The sequence below is a fragment of the Acinetobacter sp. CAU_H_29a_1 genome (genome assembly GCF_058599505.1).
Genome location: NZ_CM178655.1, coordinates 3259049 through 3281727 on the forward strand (window position 1 = coordinate 3259049; position 22679 = coordinate 3281727).

Genomic DNA, 22679 nt, shown 5'->3' on the forward strand with positions numbered 1-22679 from the left:
AAAGTAAACCGAGCCCGCCTGCAGAACGGGCTCAGAAGGAATTACGCAGGCCGATATGGCCACCACTTTTTACAAATGCTGCAATTTTCAGTGGTATTGAAACGCTTACCAATATTTTTAAATTTGAAAAATATTGGTAAGCGTTTGATTCTTTTCTTTATTTTAATTTGATGGATTTTCCACCAAGCAAACAAAAATCGAGCCGATTATTGTAACGCAAAAAGGCTGATGACCCAAGAGCCATCAGCCAATTTTTGGGGTGAAATTAATATTCCCCCCCTGGTAACATTACTTAATAGTAATAGTAGCACCAGTTTCTTCAAGTTTTTTCTTAAGTTCTTCAGCTTCTTCTTTAGAAACTGCTTCTTTAAGAACTGAAGGAGCGCCTTCAACCATGTCTTTAGCTTCTTTCAAGCCAAGACCAGTGATTTCACGAACTGCTTTAATCACAGCTACTTTGTTCGCGCCGAAAGAAGTCAACTCAACGTTGAATTCTGATTGCTCTTCAGCAGCAGCAGCAGCAGGACCTGCAGCTACAGCTACAGCAGCAGCAGATACGTTGAATTTTTCTTCGAAAGCAGAAATAAGTTCAACAAGTTCAAGAACAGTTTTTTCAGCAACTGCGTTTAAGATTTCTTCGTTTGTTAAAGCCATGAGAGTAACTCCAAATGGGTATTGAATGATGTGTGTTTAAGTTTGAGCTTATGCAGCTTCTGACTCGTTTTTCTCTTGAAGCGCTGTAAGTAAGCGACCCAATTTCGAAATAGGAGCTTGAAGAACATTTGCAAGCATAGTAAGCGCTTTCTCTTGGTTTGGAAGATTCGCGATAACGCTAACTTCTGCGCCTTGATAAAGTTTGCCTTCAAATGCAGCAGCTTTAAGTTCAAATGCTTTGTTAGTTTTCGCAAATTCTTCGAATAAGCGTGCCGCAGCACCCATATCATCTGCAGAAGTTGAGAAAGCTAAAATTGTTGGGCCAACAAGGTTGTCGTTCAAGATATTGAATGGAGTATCTTGAAGAGCGCGTTTAGCCAAAGTATTACGTACAACACGTGTAGCAACACCTAACTTACGAGCTTCAACACGAAGAGCAGTTAATTGCTCAACAGTTAAACCTTGGTAGTCAGCAACAACAGCAGCAAACGCAGTAGAAGCAACTTCAGTTACTTCAGCAACGATCTGTTTTTTGCCTTCGATAAGAAGAGCCATTGTAAAACCTCCTAACGGTGATTTATGTACTTACGCGAAGTACACTCCCAATTCGCAAGTTCATCACTGAACTTACACGCGGAGGATGAACAAATCACACCACCGCGTCTACTCAGGCTGGGAAATTAAGAAAGTAATCGAAATTACTCTCGCCTGAGGTCTTTGACGCTGATAAATCTACATTTACCAATTCAAAGTTTGCCTAAGTTTGCAAAATACGACAGAGCGTTTCTTGCGTAAAAATCAAAGCAGCGCTTTGATTTTTACTCAGGGCTTTAAAATTCTGTCTAAGTAAAACTTAGTTAGAAACGTTGCTTACATCAACAACAAGACCAGGACCCATAGTTGAGCTCAAAGTGATCTTTTTGATGTATACACCTTTAGATGTCGCAGGCTTTAACTTTTTCAAGTCTGCAATCAAAGTTTCAACGTTTTGACGAACAGCTTCAGCAGAGAAATCTACTTGACCGATCGCAGCGTGGATAATACCCGCTTTGTCTACACGGTAACGTGCTTGACCAGCTTTTGCATTTTTAACTGCACCAGCTACGTCAGGAGTTACAGTACCCACTTTAGGGTTTGGCATTAAGCCACGTGGACCAAGAATCGTACCCAACTTACCCACAACGCGCATTGCATCAGGAGCAGCAATTACTACGTCAAAGTCAAGGTTACCCGCTTGGATGCTTTCAGCAAGGTCATCAAAACCAACGATATCCGCGCCTTCAGCTTTAGCAGCTTCAGCAGCAGCGCCTTGAGCAAACACAGCTACACGTACAGTTTTACCAGTACCTGCAGGAAGTGTAGTCGCGCCACGAACAACTTGGTCAGATTTACGAGGGTCAACACCTAGGTTTACCGCAACATCCAAAGATTCTTTGAATTTCGCAGCAGGAAGACCAGCAAGAACAGCTACTGCTTCTTCTAAAGTGTAAACTTTGTTTGCTTCAATAGCAGCAGCAATGGCTTTTTGACGTTTAGTTAACTTTGCCATGTCTTATAGCTCCACTTCCAAGCCCATAGAACGTGCAGAACCAGCGATGGTACGAACACGTGCGTCTAAATCAGCACCAGTTAAATCTGGTTCTTTAGTAGTCGCGATTTCTTCCAATTGAGCACGAGTCAACTTACCAACTTTAGTTTTGTTAGGTACAGCAGAACCCTTTTGGATACCAGCAGCTTTCTTAAGAAGAATAGATGCAGGAGGAGTTTTCATGATGAATGTGAACGACTTGTCGTTGTACACAGTAATCACGACTGGAATTGGTAAACCAACTTCAAGTTTTTGTGTCGCAGCATTGAATTCTTTACAGAATGCCATGATGTTAACACCACGTTGACCCAATGCAGGACCAATCGGTGGAGATGGATTCGCTTTACCAGCTGGAACTTGCAGCTTGATATAGCCGTCAATCTTCTTAGCCATTTCAAATTACCTCTGGGTACAAACGCCGATGAAGGCTCCCCAATTTCTAAGTAACGATACCGTTACAACAACAATGCCTGACTTATAAATAAGCCAGGCGTTTTTCAACCACATCCAATTAAACTGATTTTTCGACTTGGCGAAATTCCAGCTCAACCTGAGTTGGTCGATTAAATACATTAATAGTCAACGTTAAACGTGACTTTTCGTATAGAACTTCTTCCACCACACCTTTAAAATCTGTGAATGGACCGTCAACCACGAGTAATTCTTCGCCTGGTTCAAACATCGTCTTCGGACGTGGTGCTTCACCAGTATTGCGTACACGAGCAAGAATCGCATCTGCTTCACGCTGGGTAATTGGTGCCGGTTTCTCAGCCGTACCACCAATAAAACCTAAAACTTTTGGACATTCTTTAACAATGTGCCAAGTTTCATCATTCATTTCCATTTCGACCAATACATAGCCTGGAAAGAACTTACGCTCAGATTTACGCTTCTTACCATCCTTCATTTCTACCACTTCTTCGGTAGGAACAAGGACTTCACCAAAGCTATCGGCTACAGCGCTACGCTGGATTCGATCATTAAGTGAACGCATCACTTGTTTTTCATAACCTGAATAGGCATGAATAATGTACCAACGTTTCATAGCTCTCTTACCCGATAATAAACTTCATTAACCAGCCCAAAATGTAGTCAAAACACCATAATAAAATGGATGCAACAACTACAACCGCAAGCACCTGCCAAGATGTGGTCATGGTCTCTTGCTTTGTTGGCCAAGTCACTCGACGCAGCTCAATTCGTGAGTCTTTCAACAAACGAGCAAAGCCTTTGCCTTGATGGGTGGCGTATAATAAACCGAATGCCACGATGATACAAGCCAAAATTACCCCAACGCGCACCCAGATATCGTTGGCTGGTGCCCAATACGCTGGTAGGTGTTGATTCACCATGGTCGCACCAATTAATAAAATCAATGCGATAATCCATAAGACGACGTCTAGGGGAGAACCAGATTTAACTACTTCAGCAGAATTATTTCTTTGAGGGATTGCCGCGTCGCTTTGTGCGTCGCGTAATTTTTCATTCGACATTTTTGTACTCGTCGTAGGTTTCGCGACTTATTATATGACCAGTTTTGCCGACATCAAGCGTCTTTTATAAAAAAGTTGGCAGGCCAGGAGGGACTCGAACCCCCAACATTCGGTTTTGGAGACCGACGCTCTACCAATTGAACTACTGACCTGCAAAACAAATTGGAGCCGAAACCCCAATTTGTAATTTTATTTTATAATTATGCAGTTACTTTAGCAACTACACCAGCACCAACTGTACGGCCACCTTCACGGATCGCAAAACGTAGACCTGGGTCCATTGCGATTGGATGGATTAATTCTACTGACATTTCTACGTTGTCACCAGGCATAACCATTTCAACGCCATCTTGTAATTTGATCGCGCCAGTTACGTCAGTTGTACGGAAGTAGAACTGTGGACGGTAACCGTTAAGGAATGGAGTGTGACGACCACCTTCTTCTTTAGAAAGTACGTATACTTCTGCATCGAATTTAGTGTGTGGCTTGATTGCACCTGGTTTAGCAAGTACTTGACCACGTTGTACGTCTTCACGCTTAGTACCACGTAGAAGAACACCACAGTTCTCGCCCGCACGACCTTCGTCTAGAAGTTTACGGAACATTTCTACGCCAGTAACTGTAGTTACTTGAGTATCACGGATACCAACGATTTCAACTGATTCGCCTACTTTCACAATACCAGTTTCTACACGGCCAGTTACTACTGTACCACGACCAGAAATAGAGAATACGTCTTCGATTGGCATTAAGAATGCTTGGTCGATTGCACGCACTGGCTCTGGAATGTAAGTGTCAAGTGCGTCAACAAGCGCAACAACTGCTTCTTCGCCATACTGACCAGCGTCACCGTTAAGTGCAAGAAGAGCTGAACCACGGATAACTGGAGTGTCATCACCTGGGAAGTCATAAGTAGAAAGAAGTTCACGAACTTCCATTTCTACTAATTCAAGAAGTTCTTCATCATCAACAAGGTCACACTTGTTAAGGAATACAAGAATGTAAGGTACACCAACCTGACGAGAAAGAAGGATGTGTTCACGAGTCTGTGGCATTGGACCATCAGTCGCAGCACATACAAGGATCGCGCCGTCCATCTGAGCAGCACCAGTAATCATGTTTTTAACATAATCGGCGTGGCCCGGGCAGTCTACGTGTGCGTAGTGACGAGTTGGAGAATCGTATTCTACGTGTGAAGTATTAATTGTAATACCACGTGCTTTTTCTTCTGGTGCAGAGTCAATTGCAGCGTAGTCTTTCGCTTCGCCACCGAATTTCTTCGCACATACAGTTGCAATTGCAGCTGTTAAAGTTGTTTTACCATGGTCAACGTGACCGATTGTGCCCACGTTAACGTGTGGCTTATTACGTTCAAACTTAGCCTTAGCCATGTTCATCTTCCTCGTTTACGTCGAACACAGGTATAAACAACTCAGTATCGACACATCGCCTAAAAAATCAAACACCAAATACTTGAAAAGCAGACTAATAAGCCTGCTTCTTTAAAAATTTGTAGAAATTCTACTAAACTGTAATCTGGAGCTCTTATCGAGATTTGAACTCGAGACCTCTCCCTTACCAAGGGAGTGCTCTACCACTGAGCTATAAGAGCAAATATAAAACTTCAAATGGAGCGGGAGACGAGGGTCGAACTCGCGACATGTAGCTTGGAAGGCTACCGCTCTACCAACTGAGCTACTCCCGCACGATGTTGGTACAAAGACCACTTTCTTGAAGTCTTAAAATTGGTGGTGAGGGAAGGATTCGAACCTTCGAAACTTTCGTAGCGGAGTTACAGTCCGCCCCCTTTGACCGCTCGGGAACCTCACCATTTTACACTTACTTCAGTGTCGCTCTTTACTTAACTCACTCAACTCTCTAAGATGGTGCCGGCACACGGATTCGAACTGTGGACCTACTGATTACAAGTCAGTTGCTCTACCAACTGAGCTATGCCGGCGTTTCTTAGTGTTTCGTACGTTTCGTATCGGAACGGTGTGCAGTTTAGCAAAACTCAAAATCCTTGCAAGTGTTTTTTTCAAAAAAAACGTCAAAAACTCACAAAATCAATCCGTTTGACGATAATTCAACCGCTTTGATCACTGCGCGAGCTTTTATTTGGGTTTCATTCCACTCAGATTCAGGATTTGAGTCATAAACAAGCCCCGCTCCTGCCTGAACATACACCTTATTTTCACGAATAACGCAGGTACGAATTGCAATCGACATGTCCATTTCGCCATGCCAGCCTAAATAACCAACAGCACCACCAAAAATTCCACGTTTTACGGGCTCAACTTGATCAATAATTTCCATCGCACGGATTTTTGGCGCACCTGAAAGTGTACCTGCAGGGAAAGTTGCTTTAAAAACATCCAAGGCATCTACATCATCACGAACTTCGCCTTGCACATTGGAAACAATATGCATGACATGCGAATAACGTTCGATCACCATTTGATCAGTCACTTGCACTTTGCCAATTTTCGAGACACGACCGACATCATTTCGCCCCAAGTCAATCAGCATTAAATGTTCAGCAATCTCTTTTTCATCCGACAGCAAGTCTTGTTCAAGCGCTAAATCCTCTTCTTTGGTTTTACCACGTGGACGCGTTCCTGCCAGCGGACGCACGGTTGCAATTCCATTTTCAAGACGCGATAAAATTTCCGGGGAAGAACCGACAATATGAAAAGGCTGATTATTTTCCAAAGTTTGCCCCTGCACCAAGAACAAATAAGGCGATGGGTTCAAATGACGTAGCGCACGATAGACTTGTAAAGGCTCACCATCAAAGTCAGAGACCATACGATGCCCTGGCACCACCTGCATCACATCACCAGCACGAATATACTCTTTCACCTTTTCAATCGATTCTAAGAATTTTACTTTGCCCGTGAGTGACTCAAAATGCGGTGCAGTATGCGGCGTGGCTTTTAGACTAATTGGCGTTGCGAGTAAATCTTCCAATGCATCCAATTGCTGCTGGGCTTGGTTATATGCATCCGCGTCAACCACATCGGCATGCACGATCAGGAATAAAGTATCTTTTAAGTTATCAAACACAATCACTGTTTTAGACAGCATCATCCAAATATCAGGCAAACCCACCGGATCTGCTTCTGGTGCGTTGTTTAAACGCGGCTCAATGTAACGTACCGCATCATAACCAAAGTAGCCCACCAAGCCACCCGTAAAGCTTGGCAGAGCAGGTAAATCCGCTTGAGTAGGTACTTTATACTGCGACTGAAAATCCCGGATGAATTGAAACGGATCTGTACAGGGTTGCTTTTCTATAGTGCCGTCGGCTTGTTGAATGGTCAGCTCACCCGCGTTGCATGAGAACACGGTAGATTCACCTAAACCAATAATAGAATAGCGTGCCCAGTTCTCCCCACCTTCCACAGATTCAAACAAATAGGCTTGCTTATGCTCTTTTAGGCGCGCAAAGACCGACAATGGTGTCTCAGTATCGGCTAAGCGCTGGCGATAGACAGGAATCAGGTTATAACCCGCTGTTTTGAGTTGATCGAATTGAGTTTGCGTTGTCATGAGTGTTCTCTATTTTTTCAATATGGCGTGATCAGTTTTTAAAATTAGTGCTTGGAGTTTCGCCATCGAAAAGTCATATGTTTACTCATGTTCATTCCTTCGTTTGCAAAGTTACCTGATCAGTTCACACAGATTATCCACCACTTGCTGTGGCTGACAGTCTAAAATATTTTCACCATGATTATAGCCATAGCTGACCACAACACAATCAATACCCGCACGGCGTGCAGCCTCAACATCATTGGATGAGTCCCCAATCATTAAGACTTGATCTTTGCTTTGCGCATATTGCTCAACACAATGTAACAATTGGCGGGGATGAGGTTTGCGCTCTTCGAAACGATCTCCGCCGATGACATCAGCAAAATAATGATTCATGCCTAAGTGATCGACAATAGCACGTGCAGGTGCTTCAGGTTTATTGGTCACGCAAATCATGGTTTTCTTTTGCGCCAAGCCCCATTCTAAAAACTCAAGAATGCCATCGAAAGGCTGAGTTTCTACACATGGGTCGGCATTATAAATTTTTAAAAAAGTATCCAATAATTGTTGTTGCTGGGCAGGATCGACTTTACCCGTTAAATGTTGCAAGGTACTTTGACAAAACAGCGCTGTTCCCTTACCAACCCAGACCCGCACCTGCGCTTCAGTAACGGTAGTCAGTTGCAAAGCATTCAGGCTCATATCCATGGCACGATGTAAATCTGTTGCTGAATCCACCAAGGTTCCGTCTAGATCGAAAAGTAAAACCTCTCGCTGTGCCAAATTTGCAATATTCATTCACCCTCACCCATTTTTATCGTGTACTGCCCAAAACAATCAAGGCATGCTTGTGCATGCCTTGATTGTAGTGTGATCTGCGTTTTATTTGAACATCAGCCAAGCAATAATCGCTAAAATAATCAAGACAATAATCGAGATTAGACCCAGCGAGGCATTTTTCTGAGTTTCAGCCTCTTGCTCAACCTGTACTTTTGGAGCCTCATTATTCTCAACCTGAGGCACGCTAGGCGCATTCAAATCCACCCCTGCTGGAATAGGAGCGGGTTTCGGAATACCAACATTTTGCGGCATCCCATCACGCGTTAAACTCACATTGCCATCACGTTCTTTTAGCTCAGGCATGCCCTGATCGTTCATATGCTGTGCTGCTGTTTTCGGCTGTTTTGGGTCAACAACAGCTTCATTAGTACTAACTTGCGCTTGGGCAGTTTCTGAAGCAGCTACCGCTTCAGATGGCTGACTAATCGGTGCTTCAACCACAGCTGCGCCCAGAGTTGCCGCCTCTACCGATTCCACCACATCTTCTAACGCCTTAGCAGGCTCAAAGACCGAAAACTTTAAGCTTGCAAACTGGACGATATCACCCTGCTTCAACAACGTTTCTGCCGCAATTTGCACATTATTCACATATGTGCCATTTGAAGAACCCAAGTCTTGTAGCCACAAAGCATGTTCTTTCAGTAAAAAAGCCGCATGTTTACGCGAAATTTCAGATTGTTGTAATAAAATATCCGCTGTTTGATGACGACCGACCAACATATCACGGTCAATGCTAATTTCCTGACCAGTTAATTCGCCAGTAATTGCTTGTATTTTCCAAGTCATGACTTATCTCTCTATGTGCTGATTTATGATAACACAGAGAATATTCTTTACCATTTCACCTTCCCTTAGAGATGAATAGCAGGACAGCTAGGCTGAACCTATCGAGACATTCTCAGTATATCGTTCAGGGATGGAATAGCTTGTCGATACCGCCTGAGCCATGTGTACCACGCGACCACCTTGAACATTTTGCATCATCAAGTTCAAGCCAATCTGGGGCTGAACCATTGGGTATAGCTGACGCGAGGTGGTATTTTTAGGAACACTAGCAATCGGCTGTTTACGAATCGCAGGTTCAATGGCCACAGGCGTTGTTTCAACCATCGGCTGCGTTGAGGTTGGACTGCTTGGTACCTGTTGATACGATTGTGGCAAGGTCGGTTTGGTTGATGTCACAGGCAAACGCTGTTGGAAAACATCATCGACATTTTCAGGCAACTTGGCAAAGCTACCATCTTTATCCATGGCCAACTGCAAGCTATAAAGCTGACTGTAGCGCTGCTGAGAAAGGCGACGCGCAGACTCCCCATCCCCCACAATCGTCGGATGAATGAAAACCAGCAAATTGCGTTTCTGATCCGACTTACCATCTGAGCGGAACAAACGCCCTAATCCTGGTATTGCGCCAAGGCCTGGGATCGATTGGCGTGAATAAGATGTGTTATCTGAAATCAAGCCGCCTAAAACGATGGTATTGCCATGCTCAGCCAAGACTGAGGTTTTAATCGCACGCTTACTGGTGACCAAATCCTGCGCTTGACCTTTATTGGCTTTCACATCCGAGACTTCTTGTTCAATCTCTAAGCGGATAGTTCCACCTTCACCAATATGCGGCACCACTTTAAGCGTCACACCCACATCTTTACGCTCGATGGTGGTGTAAGGGTTGGCTGTACCTGAAGAGGTGGTAGAAACTGAGCCTGTTACAAAGGGCACATTTTCACCCACGACGATATAGGCTTCTTCATTGTCCATGGTGACAATCGATGGTGTAGACAGCAGATTCGACTTGGTATTACTTTTTAACGCTTGGATCATCGCGCCATATAACTGACGCGAGCCATCACTGCCTTCTTTATAATCCCCAAGGATTAACGAACCACCCGCGCCAATTGCACTTGCAGCCCCCGCACCGCCACCCGTTAAATAGTTTGCAGCAATACTTTTGAGACTCGAACCAATATTGTCAAAATTGATAATCCCAACACCACTGCTTAAATCACCCATCGCCCATTGCACGCCCAACTGGTCGGCATCGTTACCTTCCACCTCGAGAATAGTCGCTTCGATCAGGACTTGCTGACGACGGGTATCCAACTGCTGAATGGCAGACTCGATTTCACGCATCAACTGAGGGTCCGCTTTGACCACCAATGCATTTTGCGAACTATCGGCAATAATACTGACCCCATTACTGTTAAAGCTGGTGATGTTGTTCTGATTGCGATTGGACTGGCTATTTAAATTAATACTTGGTGTGGAAATCTGAGACGATGAACCTTCACTCGAACTATTATTTTGGTTATAGCTGGAATTGCTATTGTTATTGCTGTCGTTAGACTCGCTAGAATTAACAGCCTGCCCTGAAACCAAACCTTGTAAAATTTCGGATAAGCTTTTAGCGCTGGCATATTTTAAACGGAACACCTTCAAGCCACCCAGACGCTCCGCAGCAGGTACATCCAGCATCTCGATCATTTGGCGAATACGTTTACGTGTCGCGGTATCCCCTTTTAGAATAATCCGATTGGTCCGATTATCTGCAATAATTCGTATTCTGGAACCTTTTAAATCTTTGATCGAGCCCGTTCCGCTCATACTTTCTAGTAATCCAATCATTTCTTCAGCCTGACTCGACTGCAACGACACCGCTTCGATGTCATTTTGTCCCGTCCCATCCAAGTTACGAATAATCGTCTCAAGCTGATAAATATTGCTGGCGCGATCTGACACAATCAGTGCATTGGTGCCATTCACCGCAGATAAATGTGCAAACTGCGGCATCAATGGACGCAGTGCAGGAATCAGGTCATTGGCATTGGTGTTTTCCAGCCAAATCACCCGCGTCACAACCTGATCGCCTGTGGCGCGGTGACGAACATCATAGGGAATGCCAGAACTTTTGACATTACTGTCAGGCACAATTTTAATGGTCCGACCAGAAGGAATCGCGACCACACCGTTGACATTCAAGACCCCTAAGAACAAGTCGTAGACTTCTTGCTTATTCAACGCTTTGTTTGAAATCACCGTGACATTGCCGCGTACCCGTGGATCAACTGCAAAGTTTTTCCCAGTGATATCCGCAACTTCATTAATAAATGCAGTTAAGTCCGCATCACGCAGATTAATTTTCCACGTTTGTGCATAGCTGGCTGTACTCACCATGGCAAGCAAAGGCGCTGCGATTGTCAGTGCCCAAACAGGGCGGTGATTCAATAAAGCCATAAATCCAAGTCATTCCTAACTAATATTGGTGATGTTCAATCACTGAAAATTCTGTTGTACCGTAATGATACGATCACCACGTTTCACTTCTATTTTTACTTGTCCTTCACGGCGCGCACGCTCTAACAACTGCGCGTCATTTTGCCCCTGTCCGATCTTTTGACCATTTAAAGACATAATCTGATCCCCTGCCTGCAAGCCTAAACGGCTTCGCAGTGCAGCTGGTGTTTGCTCAGTGACTTGATAACCTTGCCCTGTGTTATTGGTATTTACACCCAAATCTTTTAAATATTGCTCACGATCTTGTTGTAAGTTCTGTACTGCTTGGCCTAATGCTTGCTGCTCTTGACTCACAGCAGACGCTACAACGGGTGCTGTTGCTGGGGGCACAATTTGCTGATCTAAATTATCAATTCCTTGAAAAAACAATTCTCGGGTTTGCCCACTGTTACTTTTGAGAATCGCGCGATCCCAATACACCTCTGCCAAATAATAAGCGCTGCCTTCGATATTTTCCCCCACTCGATAACGCTCTGCCACATTATTTGCCTTAATCACGGCAGATGAGAACTGACTGGGTTGTCCAACCACCACCCCTTGTAGCTGTAAATTGAGCTGATCATCTGCGGGATTCTTACTTTGCTCTGCAAATAACGCAAAATTGGTAATATTCGGAACTTGAGGTTGCTGCGAACCCAATTCAACGCGTGGCATTTGCATAACTTGTGGTGGCGCCACCCAAAGCCAAAATAAGCCAGCCAACTTCCAGCATAGTGCCAAGATCAAAAGCATTAAGCACAGTGGTGCTATACGTTCAAACTGTTTGAGATTCACTTCTGGTAATTTTTGCAGATCGAAACCCATTAAAAGCCCCCACTAAGTAAAGGCTGACGTGAACTCACCACATAACTATCTAGGCCTGCTTTGCCTTGATATGACGGGACATTCAACATGAGACGCTGGGTTAATTGCACATCTAACATCAGACTTGGGTCGATGGTCAGGTTCATCAGTTTTTGTTGTCGTTGATCGCGTAAATCGACCATCAGCTTATTTTGCTCCTGCGACAAACGACCCGCTAACGATGGAATCTGCATTTGTTGTGGGCGCTGCGTAAAGATATACATGAGTTCGCCGCCTGCCCATTGTATTCCCCCATCCACTTGGTCGAATCCTTGCTCTTTTTTATAATTAAAATCAATTTCTTGTAACTGAATCGCATTACTTGGCCATTGCCAATTGGCCAACGACTTTAACGTTTCGGGTGCAATTTTTCCGTTTAAATCACGCACCATTATTTTTTTTCCAAACCCATAGGCCAAAACGCCTTCAAGCTTGGTATTGGCACTATAAATTTCGAGATTGGCCCCTGCACGAAGAAGCAGTAAATCTAAAGGTCGGGTGGTCCAAAGCACAGTTCCACGTAATTTTCCAGTTTGCCAATCGGCCTGTCCATGCCAAATATTACCGCTGACGTTATGTAAAACTTGGTTGTTTTTATAAAATTTTGCAATGAGCCATGCCGCAGGAATTTGCAGCAAAACAAAAATTAAAAAGGCAACGACTGCAAACATCCACCACGTGATGTATCTAGGTTTTGTGATTCTCCCACCACGAACTTTCAATTATTCTTCCTTGCTTCATTTCTTGTCTTTCTTTGATAGACATTATGCATAATTTTACAACAACACCAAACTTTAACTATAAAAAAAACCAAGCAGATGATACTTGGTTTTTTGAGCTTAGGTCACATCTGTGACAAGGTGATGACTTAGATTAGAAAATCTTCAAGCTTCGCACCTTTTTCTAACTGAGCCACTAACCAACGTGGTTGCTTACCACGGCCAGTCCATGTCTCAGCAGCATTGCCTTTGTTACGGTAACGCGGTTCAACCGACTTACGTGTGCCTTTTTTACGCTTGGTCGCGCCAAACTCTAAAATTTGTTCAATGCTTAAGCCTACATTTTCCGCAATCGCATTAATTTGAGTATAAGCATCTTCAATTGCTTGATCTTTTTTAGATGCAATTAAAGCTTCCGCTTCGATTTGTAGACGCTTTAACTCTTCTACGGATAAATTACTAATATCTGGCATTACATTAACTCCATTAACCAACATTTTATTTACTGAGTCTATTTAATAATATTTTGATTAGACCAAAGACTCAACTCATCCATGACTTAAACAACAATACTTAGACAATATTTATATAGTCTAACGACTTTTAAAATAAATAAAAAGAGATTTATATTTGGTGACCGACGGTTAACTCAAATTCTTTGAGTTTTTGACGCACCAGTTCAGGAATTAATGTTTTCTGCATATTGGTTTTATCGACGCAAACAATGACCGCTTCTGCTTCCGCAACTAACGCTTGTTGCTGTTCACTCCATAATAAATAGTGCATACGAAATGCACTATTTCTGAGTTCTTCAATACGTGCACTAATTTTTAATTGGTCTGGATAAAATACTGGTTTTAAATATTTGCACTGATTTGATGCAACAACAGTTAGCACATCCGCAGATAAAATACCCGTATGTTCAATATAAGCCAAACGAGCACTTTCAACATAACGATAATACATTACATTATTAACATGACCAAAGGCATCCATATCTCCCCAAGCCACGTGTTGAGTATAAACCAATGGGTAATCTAAAACGCTCTGCATTATGCACCTATATTTTCATTTCTACAAAATTTGCATTATTTTCAAAAATTAAATTTAACTGTTTAATTAAATCTTCATCACCATTTAAGGTCGATTTGATTCTTAAATAGTTCATTAATACATTATCGGGATATAAACTTAATAACGCATCTGCCTGCTCTTTCATGCCTAAAGCAGTATAAATATGCCACTTAGCAAAACTCAAAACCGGCACACTCTTATACTTCACTTCCCATGCTTCAATGTGTTGCTGCAAGTCCACATAATCGGGTTGCTGTTTCAAAAGTTGCTGCTGGAACCACAAATAAAATACTTCCGAATTAAACTGCTGATTGAGTAAATAAATCGACAAGTATTCATGCTGTTCACTCATGTCTGGCATACGTGCTAATAACTTAAGCCACAGCAGTTGAACATCATAACTGCGGCTGAAAATCTGATCAGACAAATCCAAATAACGTTGTTTTAAATCCTCTAAATTTTCATAATTGGCTTGATCAAATTTTATCAACAAACGCTTCAGCCATGCTTTTTTCACATCTTGATCTAAATGACCATATTGGGTTGAGCGTAAATACAGCCACGGAAACTGAATCGCAAAACGCCCCCATAGCTCTTTTAAACACGCTTCATAAGCGGTTTGCACATCTTTAAGCCAAGGTGAAAGTTCATGTTGATTGAGAAACTCTAGATGGGTTAAAGCCTGTTCTGCATCTTCTTGTGCTAAAAACAGTTCAATACGCTGCAGTTCAGCCAACTCAAAAGCCATGGCATTGCTTTGGCTCAAGGCGCTTAAGGCTTCAGGGAACTGCTCCTGCATCAAATATAAACGTGCATCGATTATACTTTTGAGCAAGCCCGACTGCGCGAAGGCATTTTGAATAAAGGCTTGTTGATCTCGACCTGCATCCAACAGCCAAATCACAGCCAGTTGTTCATAAGGATGCAAACTTTTAAAATCAAAAACAGTTTCCGCTTTGCGTTTTTCTCGACTGAGATACCGTTTTAGCCCCAACCAAACCAAATGCAAGCTAAAACTAAGCAGTGCTAGAGCAATAAATACGATCCAGAGATTGGTTTGTAACTGCCAGTCATGCCAAAACACGTAGACATAACCCGCACCATGCCCATAACTCAAGACACTCAACACAGCAATTGCAACTAAACTCACCAAACCATAAGCAATCAGTATTTGTTTCATTCCATTACCCCAACAACGCACGCGTACTTAAAATAGGCGTTGGGACAACCACCAATGTTTTCAGCTTATTCAGCTGTTTCAGCAGCTCTTTGGCTTTAGGGTCTGGAAGTTGCTGGATCAACAGCATTACTTCGGTTAAGTCTTTTTGGTATTCGGTATATTGCCCTGCAGCTAAGGCTTGGCGTGCCAACAATAAGCGTAACTGGGCTTCTTTAAGCACGATTTGTCGTTGCATTAACGCTGTTGCAGGTGCTTGCGCAGGTTCGAGCCTCAACCATTGTTTCCAAAAGGATTCGGACGTATCGCGCGTGGTGTTTAACTGAGGTTGTTGTATTTCTCGACTTAAAGCCTGATCAATCTGTTGCAGCTGGCGGTTAATCAACGCTTGCTGCTCATTGCGCTCAGCCACAAACTTCTGAATGGTTTGCATATCTCGCGCTATGACCTGATGCAAACTTTGCTTCAACGCCACAGCCAAGTTATATTTTTCCAGCTGCATATCTAAAAAAGCCAACTTATCGGTGGCCACCACATACTGCTGTTGCTTTAAGGCAAACTCAACCAAGTCCAACTGTTGCTTAATAAACAAAATTGGATCAATACCCTCAACCACCAATTCGGCAGGTTGGCTACTCATCGTATTCACTGTTGCAGGGTTTTGTTTCAAAGTTTCTTTTTGACGCTGCATAGCCACGACTTGATCGTTCAAATTGGCGCTGCGCTGTTCGATTTGGTGCATTTCATTGAGCAAAGTAGCTTGCTGTGTACTCAGCCCCCACACGTCATAACTTAGCTTCGCAATCCACGCCAATGCAGCCATCAATACAATGATAAGAATCTTCTTCATGCGTTCCCTTGCTCACTTTGTAACAACTGTACAATCGTGGCTGTCTTTAAATCTTTCAGTACACTCATTTTAAACGGCACATGCATTTGCTGTTGATACTGTTTCAAGATCTGTGCCAAACGCTCACCCAACACCAAAAAGTGTCCTTGTTGCAGAAGCTGAATATTTGAGTCCAGCAGAGCTAACCAATTCAGCCAACTGGCCTCACTGCTGATCAGTGCGACGTAGTGATTATGTTCTGATAAACATTGAATTAGTTCAGCCTGTTGCTGCATCGTTTCATTTGGACAATGACGCTCATACAAAACAAAGTTCAGTATAAGACGCCCATGTTGCATTAAGGTGTCCATCATAAACTGACGCCCACCCTCTCCCCGCCAAAACGCAATGCTCGCATTGCTGGCCAAGTTCTGCAAAACAGGCAGTTGTAACATCCCTTCAGAGGTTTCCACCTCAGGCACCACACTATCCAAACCATATTCAGCCAAAGCCTGCGCTGTTTTTTGTCCAACCGCAATCCATTGAATATGCTGTAAATCGGACACCGTTAAACCACTTTGCAGCAAATGTGCCATACCAAACTGCACGGCACTGGGGCTGACCACCACAATCACTTGGGTGTGCTCTAACTGCTGATACAAGCGTGCCAGATCATGATCCCATGCTCTAGGCAACAACTCCAGTAACGGCAATGCATAGACTTCAACAGCCTGTTGCTCTAGTGCCATCGTGAGGCTTGCCGCGCGATCAATTGGGCGCGTATTAATAAACAGCATCGTTAAGAAATATTAGTGATAAAAGGCTTTGAGTAAGTCGCCTGCACCTTGAGCCAATAACTCTTGTGCAAGGACAACACCCAAATGCTCGGCTTCAGCCGCATCACCCGCCACTTGTGCTTTGAGGAGCGTTTGCCCATCGACACTCCCCACACGCCCTTCAAGCTGAATGCGGTTGTCTGCTAAAGTGGCATAGCCCGCAATGGGTACCTGACATCCCCCCTCAAGATAAGCATTGAAAGCACGTTCAGCGCGAACACAGGTATCGGTTTCTACATGTAATAAAGGATGAATCAAATCCAATACCGCTTGATCATTTGCACGGCACTCTAGCCCTAAAGCGCCCTGACCCACGGCAGGTAAACTCAACTCTGGGCGAATGGTATGACGGATACGTTCTGCCAAACCCAAGCGCTTTAATCCAGCACTGGCCAAAATAATGGCATCATACTGACCTTCATCCAATTTAGATAAACGCGTTCCCACGTTCCCTCGTAAGTCGATAATCTCTAGGTCAGGTCGTTGTTTTAAAATTTGGCATTTACGGCGTAAACTCGAAGTGCCGACCTTTGCTCCTTGTGGCAATGCATCAAAACTCGCATAACTATTCGACACAAAAGCATCTAAAGGATCTTCACGCTCACAAATGACGGCCAGCGACAAACCTTCAGGCAAAGCCATCGGAACATCTTTCATCGAATGCACCGCCAAATCAGCACGACCATCCAATAACGCTGCTTCAAGCTCTTTGACAAATAAACCTTTGCCACCAATTTTTGCCAATGGTGTATCTAAAATTTTGTCCCCTTGGGTAACAAAAGTCACCAACTCTACTGTGAGCCCCGCATGCAATGCTTCTAAACGAGCACGAATATGTTCAGCCTGCCAAAGGGCAAGTGGGCTTTGTCGAGTAGCGATCTTTAGGGTTTTCATAAATTTTAGTATGTGCCGATAAGAATGAAACTATCTTAAACTGAATTTCCCCCATTGGAAATGTATTCAGCCCAAAGCACCCCGTCTCATCAGCAGCAGAGCCATTAAATTGGCATGCTAAAGCTTATGTAAGCGCTCGCGCAAGCCCGGTAAATGCCGTCGACTCACCGCTAGACGCTCATCTAACTCACGGCAACGCACTTGATACTGCCCAGAGTTGACCACTTCAAGCCCTTCTAAAAAGTGAACTGAAACCAAGGCATTACGGTGGATACGAATAAAGGCATCCCCAAACTCATACTCTAAGTCTTTTAAGGTTTCATCAATTAAGACACTGCCGTTTTTGTGGCGTACCGTGACATATTTTTGATCCGCCAAAAAATAGTAAATATTTTCAATGGGAACCAATTCCACACCACGATAGGTTTTCGCTGCGATTTGATGTCGCTTTATGTTAAATTCATCCATATTTTCTTTTTGTTTTATCTCGCTCATTTGAGCTTGGGTTAATTTAGTGAGGTGACCAAGCACCTGTTGCAATTCCTGTTGCATCACTGGTTTTAATAAATAACCTTCAGCATGTGACTTAAATGCATCGAGCGCATGTTCATCATAAGCTGTACAAAACACCAAAGCAGGCATCGGTTCAAGTTGGCGCAAATAATGCGCACAGGTCAAACCATCCATTTCTGGCATTTGAATATCTAAAAGTACCACATCTGGTTCATATTGTTGAGTTAATTCAATTGCTTGTTGACCATGTGAGGCTGTTGCCACCACTTGATGTCCGAGCTGACTCACCAATCTAGACAAACGTTCGATTGCTAAAGGCTCATCATCACAAATTAGGATGTCCATTTATCTCCTCCCCAACAGTCACCTTGTTTATTTTTATAGGTTCACTGCGGCTTATTTATATCGATACTGCACAACAGTGGTATACATTCCCTCCCCTGCATAGGTTTGAAAGCTCACAGTTCGCCCAAAATATGCCTCTAGGCGCTGCTTCACATTTTCAATGGCAATACCATGTCCTTGTCGTTTATGAATTGTTTCCTTTGTAAATGGGTTAGTTATGACGATATTAACTTGATTTTGCAATATTTCAATCAGTACACTTATCGTACTCTTAGTTAAAAATTTTTCAACACCATGAAAAATACTATTTTCAAGTAAAGGTTGTAAAGTTAAGAGTGGAATTTGTACCTGCTTACACAATTCGGCATGCTCGATTTTCCATTCAACCTGTAAACGATCACCCAAACGAATTTGCTCAATCGCCAAATAACGCTGACACAACTCAATTTCATCACTGAGCTTGACCAGTTTTAACTCTTGGAAACTGGCTCTAAACAAACGCGATAGATTGAGCAGCATCTGTTCGGCTTTATCTGAGTCAATCGCAATTAGGCAAATCACATTGTTTAAACTATTAAACAAAAAATGCGGGTGAATACGGGCTTGCATGGCCTGCACCCGTGCATTCAGCTCACTGTTTTGCTGCCTAAACCACTGTTCTCTTAGGTACAAATAACGAAAGCAAAAGCTGCCCAACAGCAAGCCATAACCCAAATACAAAGCCACATCATTCCATAAGATGGCTGAAGTCAAACCATTGAAACTAAAATTAGCTCCAAAGAAGATCAGTATATTAAGGCTGAGCGTGGTCACCAACACAATGATCTGTAATAGAAAAAAGCCTGACAATAAAGTCATACCGAGACTCAAATCTTGCAACTTTTTTTGCCCATATTGCATTAGCGCAGCAAAAGACAGTAAAACCCAATTGATGTAAAGCATATAACCGAGTACATGCTCAAACACCAAGTTTGACCAAGACTGCGCCTCGGCCAAAGCCAACAGCATGGCCAACAAATTTCCACCAACAAATAATTCCAACAAATGCGGCCATTGCACGATTTTACTAAATAAATAAGAGATATTTGGCTTAGCCATGCTGGAAGTTAAACTTTGCGCATCTTGAACTTCGGCAAGTTGTCTTGAATTTGTTATACTCATGCGAGTTCTACCGCTTTTTATCTTATTGAGCCGACATGACCACATCTTCTAATTCCTCAAATCCGTCACAAGCCCAAACTTCGGGTATGTGGGGCGGTCGTTTCTCTGAAGCTACTGATGCCTTTGTTGCTGAATTTACAGCATCTGTACAATTTGACCAACGCTTTTATAAACAAGATATTGCAGGTTCTATTGCTCATGCGACCATGCTTGCAAAAGTTGGCGTTCTGACTGAACAAGAACGCGATGACATCATCAATGGCTTAAACACCATTCAAGCTGAAATCGAAGCGGGTCAGTTCGAATGGCGTATTGACCTAGAAGATGTGCACATGAACATTGAGTCGCGTTTAACTCAACGGATTGGCATCACAGGTAAAAAGCTCCATACCGGTCGTAGCCGTAATGACCAAGTGGCAACCGATATTCGCCTCTATGTCCGCGATGAGATCGATGCCATTTTAGAATTACTAAAAAAATTACAAAAAGGTATTTTGAGTATTGCTGCGCAAAACACACATACCATTATGCCGGGCTTCACCCACTTACAAACGGCACAGCCCGTGACTTTTGGTCACCATCTGTTGGCATGGTTTGAAATGTTAGTACGTGACTCTGAGCGTCTCATTGACTGTCGTAAACGTACTAACCGTATGCCTTTAGGTTCAGCAGCACTTGCGGGTACCACTTACCCAATCGACCGCGCATTTACAGCAGAGTTACTGGGTTTTGAAGCTGTTTCTGAAAACTCACTCGATGCAGTATCTGATCGCGACTTCGGTATTGAATTCAATGCTGCGGCTTCTCTGATCATGATGCACTTATCACGTATGTCAGAAGAACTGATTCTTTGGACGTCTGCACAGTTTAAGTTTGTAAACATTCCAGACCGTTTCTGTACTGGCTCTTCAATCATGCCACAAAAGAAAAATCCAGATGTGCCTGAGTTAGTGCGTGGTAAAACAGGCCGTGTCTATGGCGACTTGATGAGTTTGTTAACACTGATGAAAGGTCAACCGTTGGCGTATAACAAAGACAACCAAGAAGACAAAGAACCGTTGTTTGATGCGATTGATACCGTGCGTGGCTCGCTCATGGCTTTTGCAGACATGATTCCTGCTTTGGTGCCAAACATCGACATCATGCGTGAAGCAGCGCTGCGTGGTTTCTCAACCGCAACTGACTTGGCTGATTACCTTGTGAAAAATGGCGTGGCTTTCCGTGATGCACATGAAATTGTGGGTAAAGCTGTTGCTTTAGGTGTTCAAGAGTCAAAAGATCTTTCTGAATTAACTTTAGAACAACTTCAACAGTTCTCTGACTTAATTCAAGCGGATGTATTTGAAAAAGCACTAACCCTTGAAGCGTCAGTCAATGCACGTAACCACATTGGTGGAACTGCACCTGCGCAAGTCGAAGCTGCCATTGAACGTGCCCATGCGCGTTTAGAAAAACTTTATGCTCAATAAGGACGTCTAGATATGACTCGACAAGTTTTTTGCCGTAAATATCAAACAGAAATGGAAGGTTTAGACTTTGCACCGTTTCCTGGTGCAAAAGGCCAAGAACTTTTTGAAAACATCTCCAAGCAAGCTTGGGGAGAATGGTTAAAGCACCAAACCACTTTAATCAATGAAAAACGCTTAAATGTGTTTGAACCTGATGCGAAAAAGTTTCTTGAAGAACAACGTGAGAAGTTCTTTAACAATGATGAAAGCTTAGAAAAAGCAGAAGGCTTAAAGCCTGAGGCGTGATAAAGCGTTGCACATTTGAAAAGCTCCGACATCGGGGCTTTTCTTTTTATTCATACAATGTTCTATCCAAGCACAGGGATGACCAAACCCCAAATAGATGACATATTAATGACTCAATCAGACTATAGAACAGCTATTTGTATCTAAATAATTAAGTGTAAACATAGCGCTACACAACCATTGCAAAACTCAACATTACACTACAAGAACCTACATGACGCAGAAAAACATCTTTCCTATAATGGCATTCAAGGATAGAGGGAAACCTCTTATCGATAACGATAAATATCCCCGATTTTAGTCTCAGATTTCCCCCAAAGTCTGAGATTTTTTTTATCCGAAAATTAAGCAACCATTAAAAAGCACAACCGAAGTTGTGCTTGAAAAATAAGTTTCGCTTTTTTTATTTTTGGATATGTTTTTCAACTTCTTCAAAACTGGTATGACGTACATCCAAACCTTTCACCATGTAAATCACTTGTTCAGAGATATTACGCGCATGATCGCCAATCCGTTCTAATGAACGCAATACCCACATCACATTAATCACACGGGCAATATGACGCGGGTCTTCAATCATATAAGTCATCAAAGTACGCGTTGCAGATTGATATTCACGGTCAATATCAGCATCGGCCATCATCACACGTAGCGCTTGTTCTGCATCTAAGCGTGCAAAAGCGTCTAGGGCATCATGAATCATGACACGGACTTGGTTACCAATATGACGCGTTTCCATATAACCGCGAGGGGATTCGCCATCTTCACATAAGCTTTGCGCAATACGAGCAATTTTCGCCGCTTCATCACCAATACGCTCTAGGTCGGTATTGGCTTTCGACATCGCAATTACCATACGCAAATCAATCGCAGCAGGATGACGACGCGCCAAAATCAAGGTCAAGGCCTCATCAATTTCACGTTCGAGCTGATTCACCGCATTGTCTTTAAACTGGACATCGACCGCTAAGTTGGCATCAGTGTCGAGTAGCGCATGAATTGCATTTGCCACTTGTTGCTCTACCAAACCACCCATGGTCATAAATTTGGTGTTCACATCCTGCAAATCTTCGTTGAATTGCGAAGAAATGTGATGGTTTAAAACAGGACTATTTGGCAAAGGACGTACTC

The 22679-nt window shown here is 43.1% G+C and carries 24 protein-coding genes and 5 tRNA genes; 2 read left to right on the forward strand and 27 right to left on the reverse strand.

Features of this window, described 5'->3' with window-relative positions:
• Positions 1 to 288: 288 nt before the first annotated feature.
• From rplL to AC4MDD_RS16450, 26 genes are all read right to left on the reverse strand, one after another.
• Positions 289 to 654, reverse strand: a complete 366-nt coding sequence (gene rplL / locus AC4MDD_RS16325) for a 50S ribosomal protein L7/L12 (protein WP_004692767.1) — start codon at positions 652 to 654, stop codon at positions 289 to 291.
• A 48-nt stretch (positions 655 to 702) separates the two neighbouring features.
• Positions 703 to 1209 (reverse strand): 50S ribosomal protein L10, encoded by a 507-nt coding sequence (gene rplJ / locus AC4MDD_RS16330; protein ID WP_010325732.1) that lies wholly within the window; start codon positions 1207 to 1209, stop codon positions 703 to 705.
• Between the two features lie 298 nt (positions 1210 to 1507).
• Complete coding sequence (gene rplA / locus AC4MDD_RS16335; RefSeq protein WP_004692770.1) at positions 1508 to 2203, reverse strand: 50S ribosomal protein L1; 696 nt, start codon at positions 2201 to 2203, stop codon at positions 1508 to 1510.
• A 3-nt stretch (positions 2204 to 2206) separates the two neighbouring features.
• The gene (gene rplK / locus AC4MDD_RS16340; RefSeq protein WP_004668262.1) at positions 2207 to 2635 is read right to left on the reverse strand and encodes a 50S ribosomal protein L11; all 429 of its coding nucleotides are present in this window, start codon (positions 2633 to 2635) and stop codon (positions 2207 to 2209) included.
• Positions 2636 to 2753: 118 nt separating this feature from the next.
• The gene (gene nusG, locus AC4MDD_RS16345) at positions 2754 to 3287 is read right to left on the reverse strand and encodes a transcription termination/antitermination protein NusG (protein WP_078390311.1); all 534 of its coding nucleotides are present in this window, start codon (positions 3285 to 3287) and stop codon (positions 2754 to 2756) included.
• A gap of 7 nt (positions 3288 to 3294) precedes the next feature.
• Positions 3295 to 3735, reverse strand: coding sequence for a preprotein translocase subunit SecE (gene secE / locus AC4MDD_RS16350; protein WP_004692774.1), 441 nt, complete (start codon positions 3733 to 3735; stop codon positions 3295 to 3297).
• Between the two features lie 76 nt (positions 3736 to 3811).
• Positions 3812 to 3887: transfer RNA gene (locus AC4MDD_RS16355), tRNA-Trp, on the reverse strand.
• Between the two features lie 48 nt (positions 3888 to 3935).
• Positions 3936 to 5126: an elongation factor Tu gene (gene tuf, locus AC4MDD_RS16360; protein WP_004692776.1), complete on the reverse strand. Its 1191-nt coding sequence runs from the start codon at positions 5124 to 5126 to the stop codon at positions 3936 to 3938.
• Between the two features lie 146 nt (positions 5127 to 5272).
• Positions 5273 to 5347, reverse strand: a tRNA-Thr gene (locus AC4MDD_RS16365).
• Between the two features lie 17 nt (positions 5348 to 5364).
• A tRNA-Gly gene (locus tag AC4MDD_RS16370) sits at positions 5365 to 5440 on the reverse strand.
• A 41-nt stretch (positions 5441 to 5481) separates the two neighbouring features.
• A tRNA-Tyr gene (locus AC4MDD_RS16375) sits at positions 5482 to 5565 on the reverse strand.
• Between the two features lie 54 nt (positions 5566 to 5619).
• A tRNA-Thr gene (locus AC4MDD_RS16380) sits at positions 5620 to 5695 on the reverse strand.
• A 98-nt stretch (positions 5696 to 5793) separates the two neighbouring features.
• Positions 5794 to 7287 carry an anthranilate synthase component I gene (trpE, locus tag AC4MDD_RS16385; protein ID WP_491882032.1) on the reverse strand — a complete coding sequence of 498 codons (1494 nt, stop codon included), beginning with the start codon at positions 7285 to 7287 and terminating at the stop codon, positions 5794 to 5796.
• Between the two features lie 111 nt (positions 7288 to 7398).
• Entirely contained in the window at positions 7399 to 8067 is a 669-nt protein-coding gene (locus AC4MDD_RS16390) for an HAD-IA family hydrolase (protein ID WP_491882033.1), read from the reverse strand.
• Between the two features lie 84 nt (positions 8068 to 8151).
• Positions 8152 to 8895: an FHA domain-containing protein gene (locus AC4MDD_RS16395; RefSeq protein ID WP_491882034.1), complete on the reverse strand. Its 744-nt coding sequence runs from the start codon at positions 8893 to 8895 to the stop codon at positions 8152 to 8154.
• An 87-nt stretch (positions 8896 to 8982) separates the two neighbouring features.
• Positions 8983 to 11343 carry a type II secretion system secretin GspD gene (gspD, locus tag AC4MDD_RS16400; RefSeq protein WP_490751749.1) on the reverse strand — a complete coding sequence of 787 codons (2361 nt, stop codon included), beginning with the start codon at positions 11341 to 11343 and terminating at the stop codon, positions 8983 to 8985.
• A gap of 39 nt (positions 11344 to 11382) precedes the next feature.
• On the reverse strand, positions 11383 to 12207 hold the full coding sequence (locus AC4MDD_RS16405; RefSeq protein ID WP_491882035.1) for a type II secretion system protein N: 825 nt from the start codon (positions 12205 to 12207) through the stop codon (positions 11383 to 11385).
• Positions 12207 to 12917, reverse strand: coding sequence for a type II secretion system protein N (gene gspN / locus AC4MDD_RS16410; protein WP_017397056.1), 711 nt, complete (start codon positions 12915 to 12917; stop codon positions 12207 to 12209). The genes AC4MDD_RS16405 and gspN overlap by 1 nt, the downstream gene beginning before the upstream one ends.
• 197 nt (positions 12918 to 13114) lie before the next feature.
• Positions 13115 to 13438, reverse strand: a complete 324-nt coding sequence (locus AC4MDD_RS16415; RefSeq protein ID WP_004692786.1) for an H-NS histone family protein — start codon at positions 13436 to 13438, stop codon at positions 13115 to 13117.
• Positions 13439 to 13589: 151 nt separating this feature from the next.
• On the reverse strand, positions 13590 to 14018 hold the full coding sequence (locus tag AC4MDD_RS16420; protein ID WP_159153593.1) for an acyl-CoA thioesterase: 429 nt from the start codon (positions 14016 to 14018) through the stop codon (positions 13590 to 13592).
• A 7-nt stretch (positions 14019 to 14025) separates the two neighbouring features.
• On the reverse strand, positions 14026 to 15219 hold the full coding sequence (locus AC4MDD_RS16425) for a heme biosynthesis protein HemY (protein WP_491882036.1): 1194 nt from the start codon (positions 15217 to 15219) through the stop codon (positions 14026 to 14028).
• A 4-nt stretch (positions 15220 to 15223) separates the two neighbouring features.
• Complete coding sequence (locus AC4MDD_RS16430) at positions 15224 to 16066, reverse strand: hypothetical protein (protein WP_087014448.1); 843 nt, start codon at positions 16064 to 16066, stop codon at positions 15224 to 15226.
• Entirely contained in the window at positions 16063 to 16842 is a 780-nt protein-coding gene (locus AC4MDD_RS16435) for a uroporphyrinogen-III synthase (protein WP_419380939.1), read from the reverse strand. The genes AC4MDD_RS16430 and AC4MDD_RS16435 overlap by 4 nt, the downstream gene beginning before the upstream one ends.
• Before the next feature lie 12 nt (positions 16843 to 16854).
• Complete coding sequence (gene hemC / locus AC4MDD_RS16440) at positions 16855 to 17775, reverse strand: hydroxymethylbilane synthase (protein WP_419380940.1); 921 nt, start codon at positions 17773 to 17775, stop codon at positions 16855 to 16857.
• Positions 17776 to 17892: 117 nt separating this feature from the next.
• Positions 17893 to 18633 (reverse strand): LytR/AlgR family response regulator transcription factor, encoded by a 741-nt coding sequence (locus AC4MDD_RS16445; RefSeq protein ID WP_078425925.1) that lies wholly within the window; start codon positions 18631 to 18633, stop codon positions 17893 to 17895.
• A 51-nt stretch (positions 18634 to 18684) separates the two neighbouring features.
• The gene (locus tag AC4MDD_RS16450; RefSeq protein ID WP_419380941.1) at positions 18685 to 19839 is read right to left on the reverse strand and encodes a sensor histidine kinase; all 1155 of its coding nucleotides are present in this window, start codon (positions 19837 to 19839) and stop codon (positions 18685 to 18687) included.
• Here AC4MDD_RS16450 and argH point away from each other — a divergent pair.
• Both argH and AC4MDD_RS16460 read left to right on the forward strand, forming a co-directional pair.
• On the forward strand, positions 19830 to 21263 hold the full coding sequence (gene argH, locus AC4MDD_RS16455) for an argininosuccinate lyase (RefSeq protein ID WP_004692796.1): 1434 nt from the start codon (positions 19830 to 19832) through the stop codon (positions 21261 to 21263). The genes AC4MDD_RS16450 and argH overlap by 10 nt on opposite strands.
• Positions 21264 to 21275: 12 nt before the next feature.
• Positions 21276 to 21548 carry an oxidative damage protection protein gene (locus tag AC4MDD_RS16460; protein WP_004692798.1) on the forward strand — a complete coding sequence of 91 codons (273 nt, stop codon included), beginning with the start codon at positions 21276 to 21278 and terminating at the stop codon, positions 21546 to 21548.
• 403 nt (positions 21549 to 21951) lie between these two features.
• On the opposite strand, the gene phoU is transcribed toward AC4MDD_RS16460, so the two are convergent.
• Positions 21952 to 22668, reverse strand: a complete 717-nt coding sequence (gene phoU / locus AC4MDD_RS16465; RefSeq protein WP_004692799.1) for a phosphate signaling complex protein PhoU — start codon at positions 22666 to 22668, stop codon at positions 21952 to 21954.
• Between the last annotated feature and the right edge of the window lie 11 nt (positions 22669 to 22679).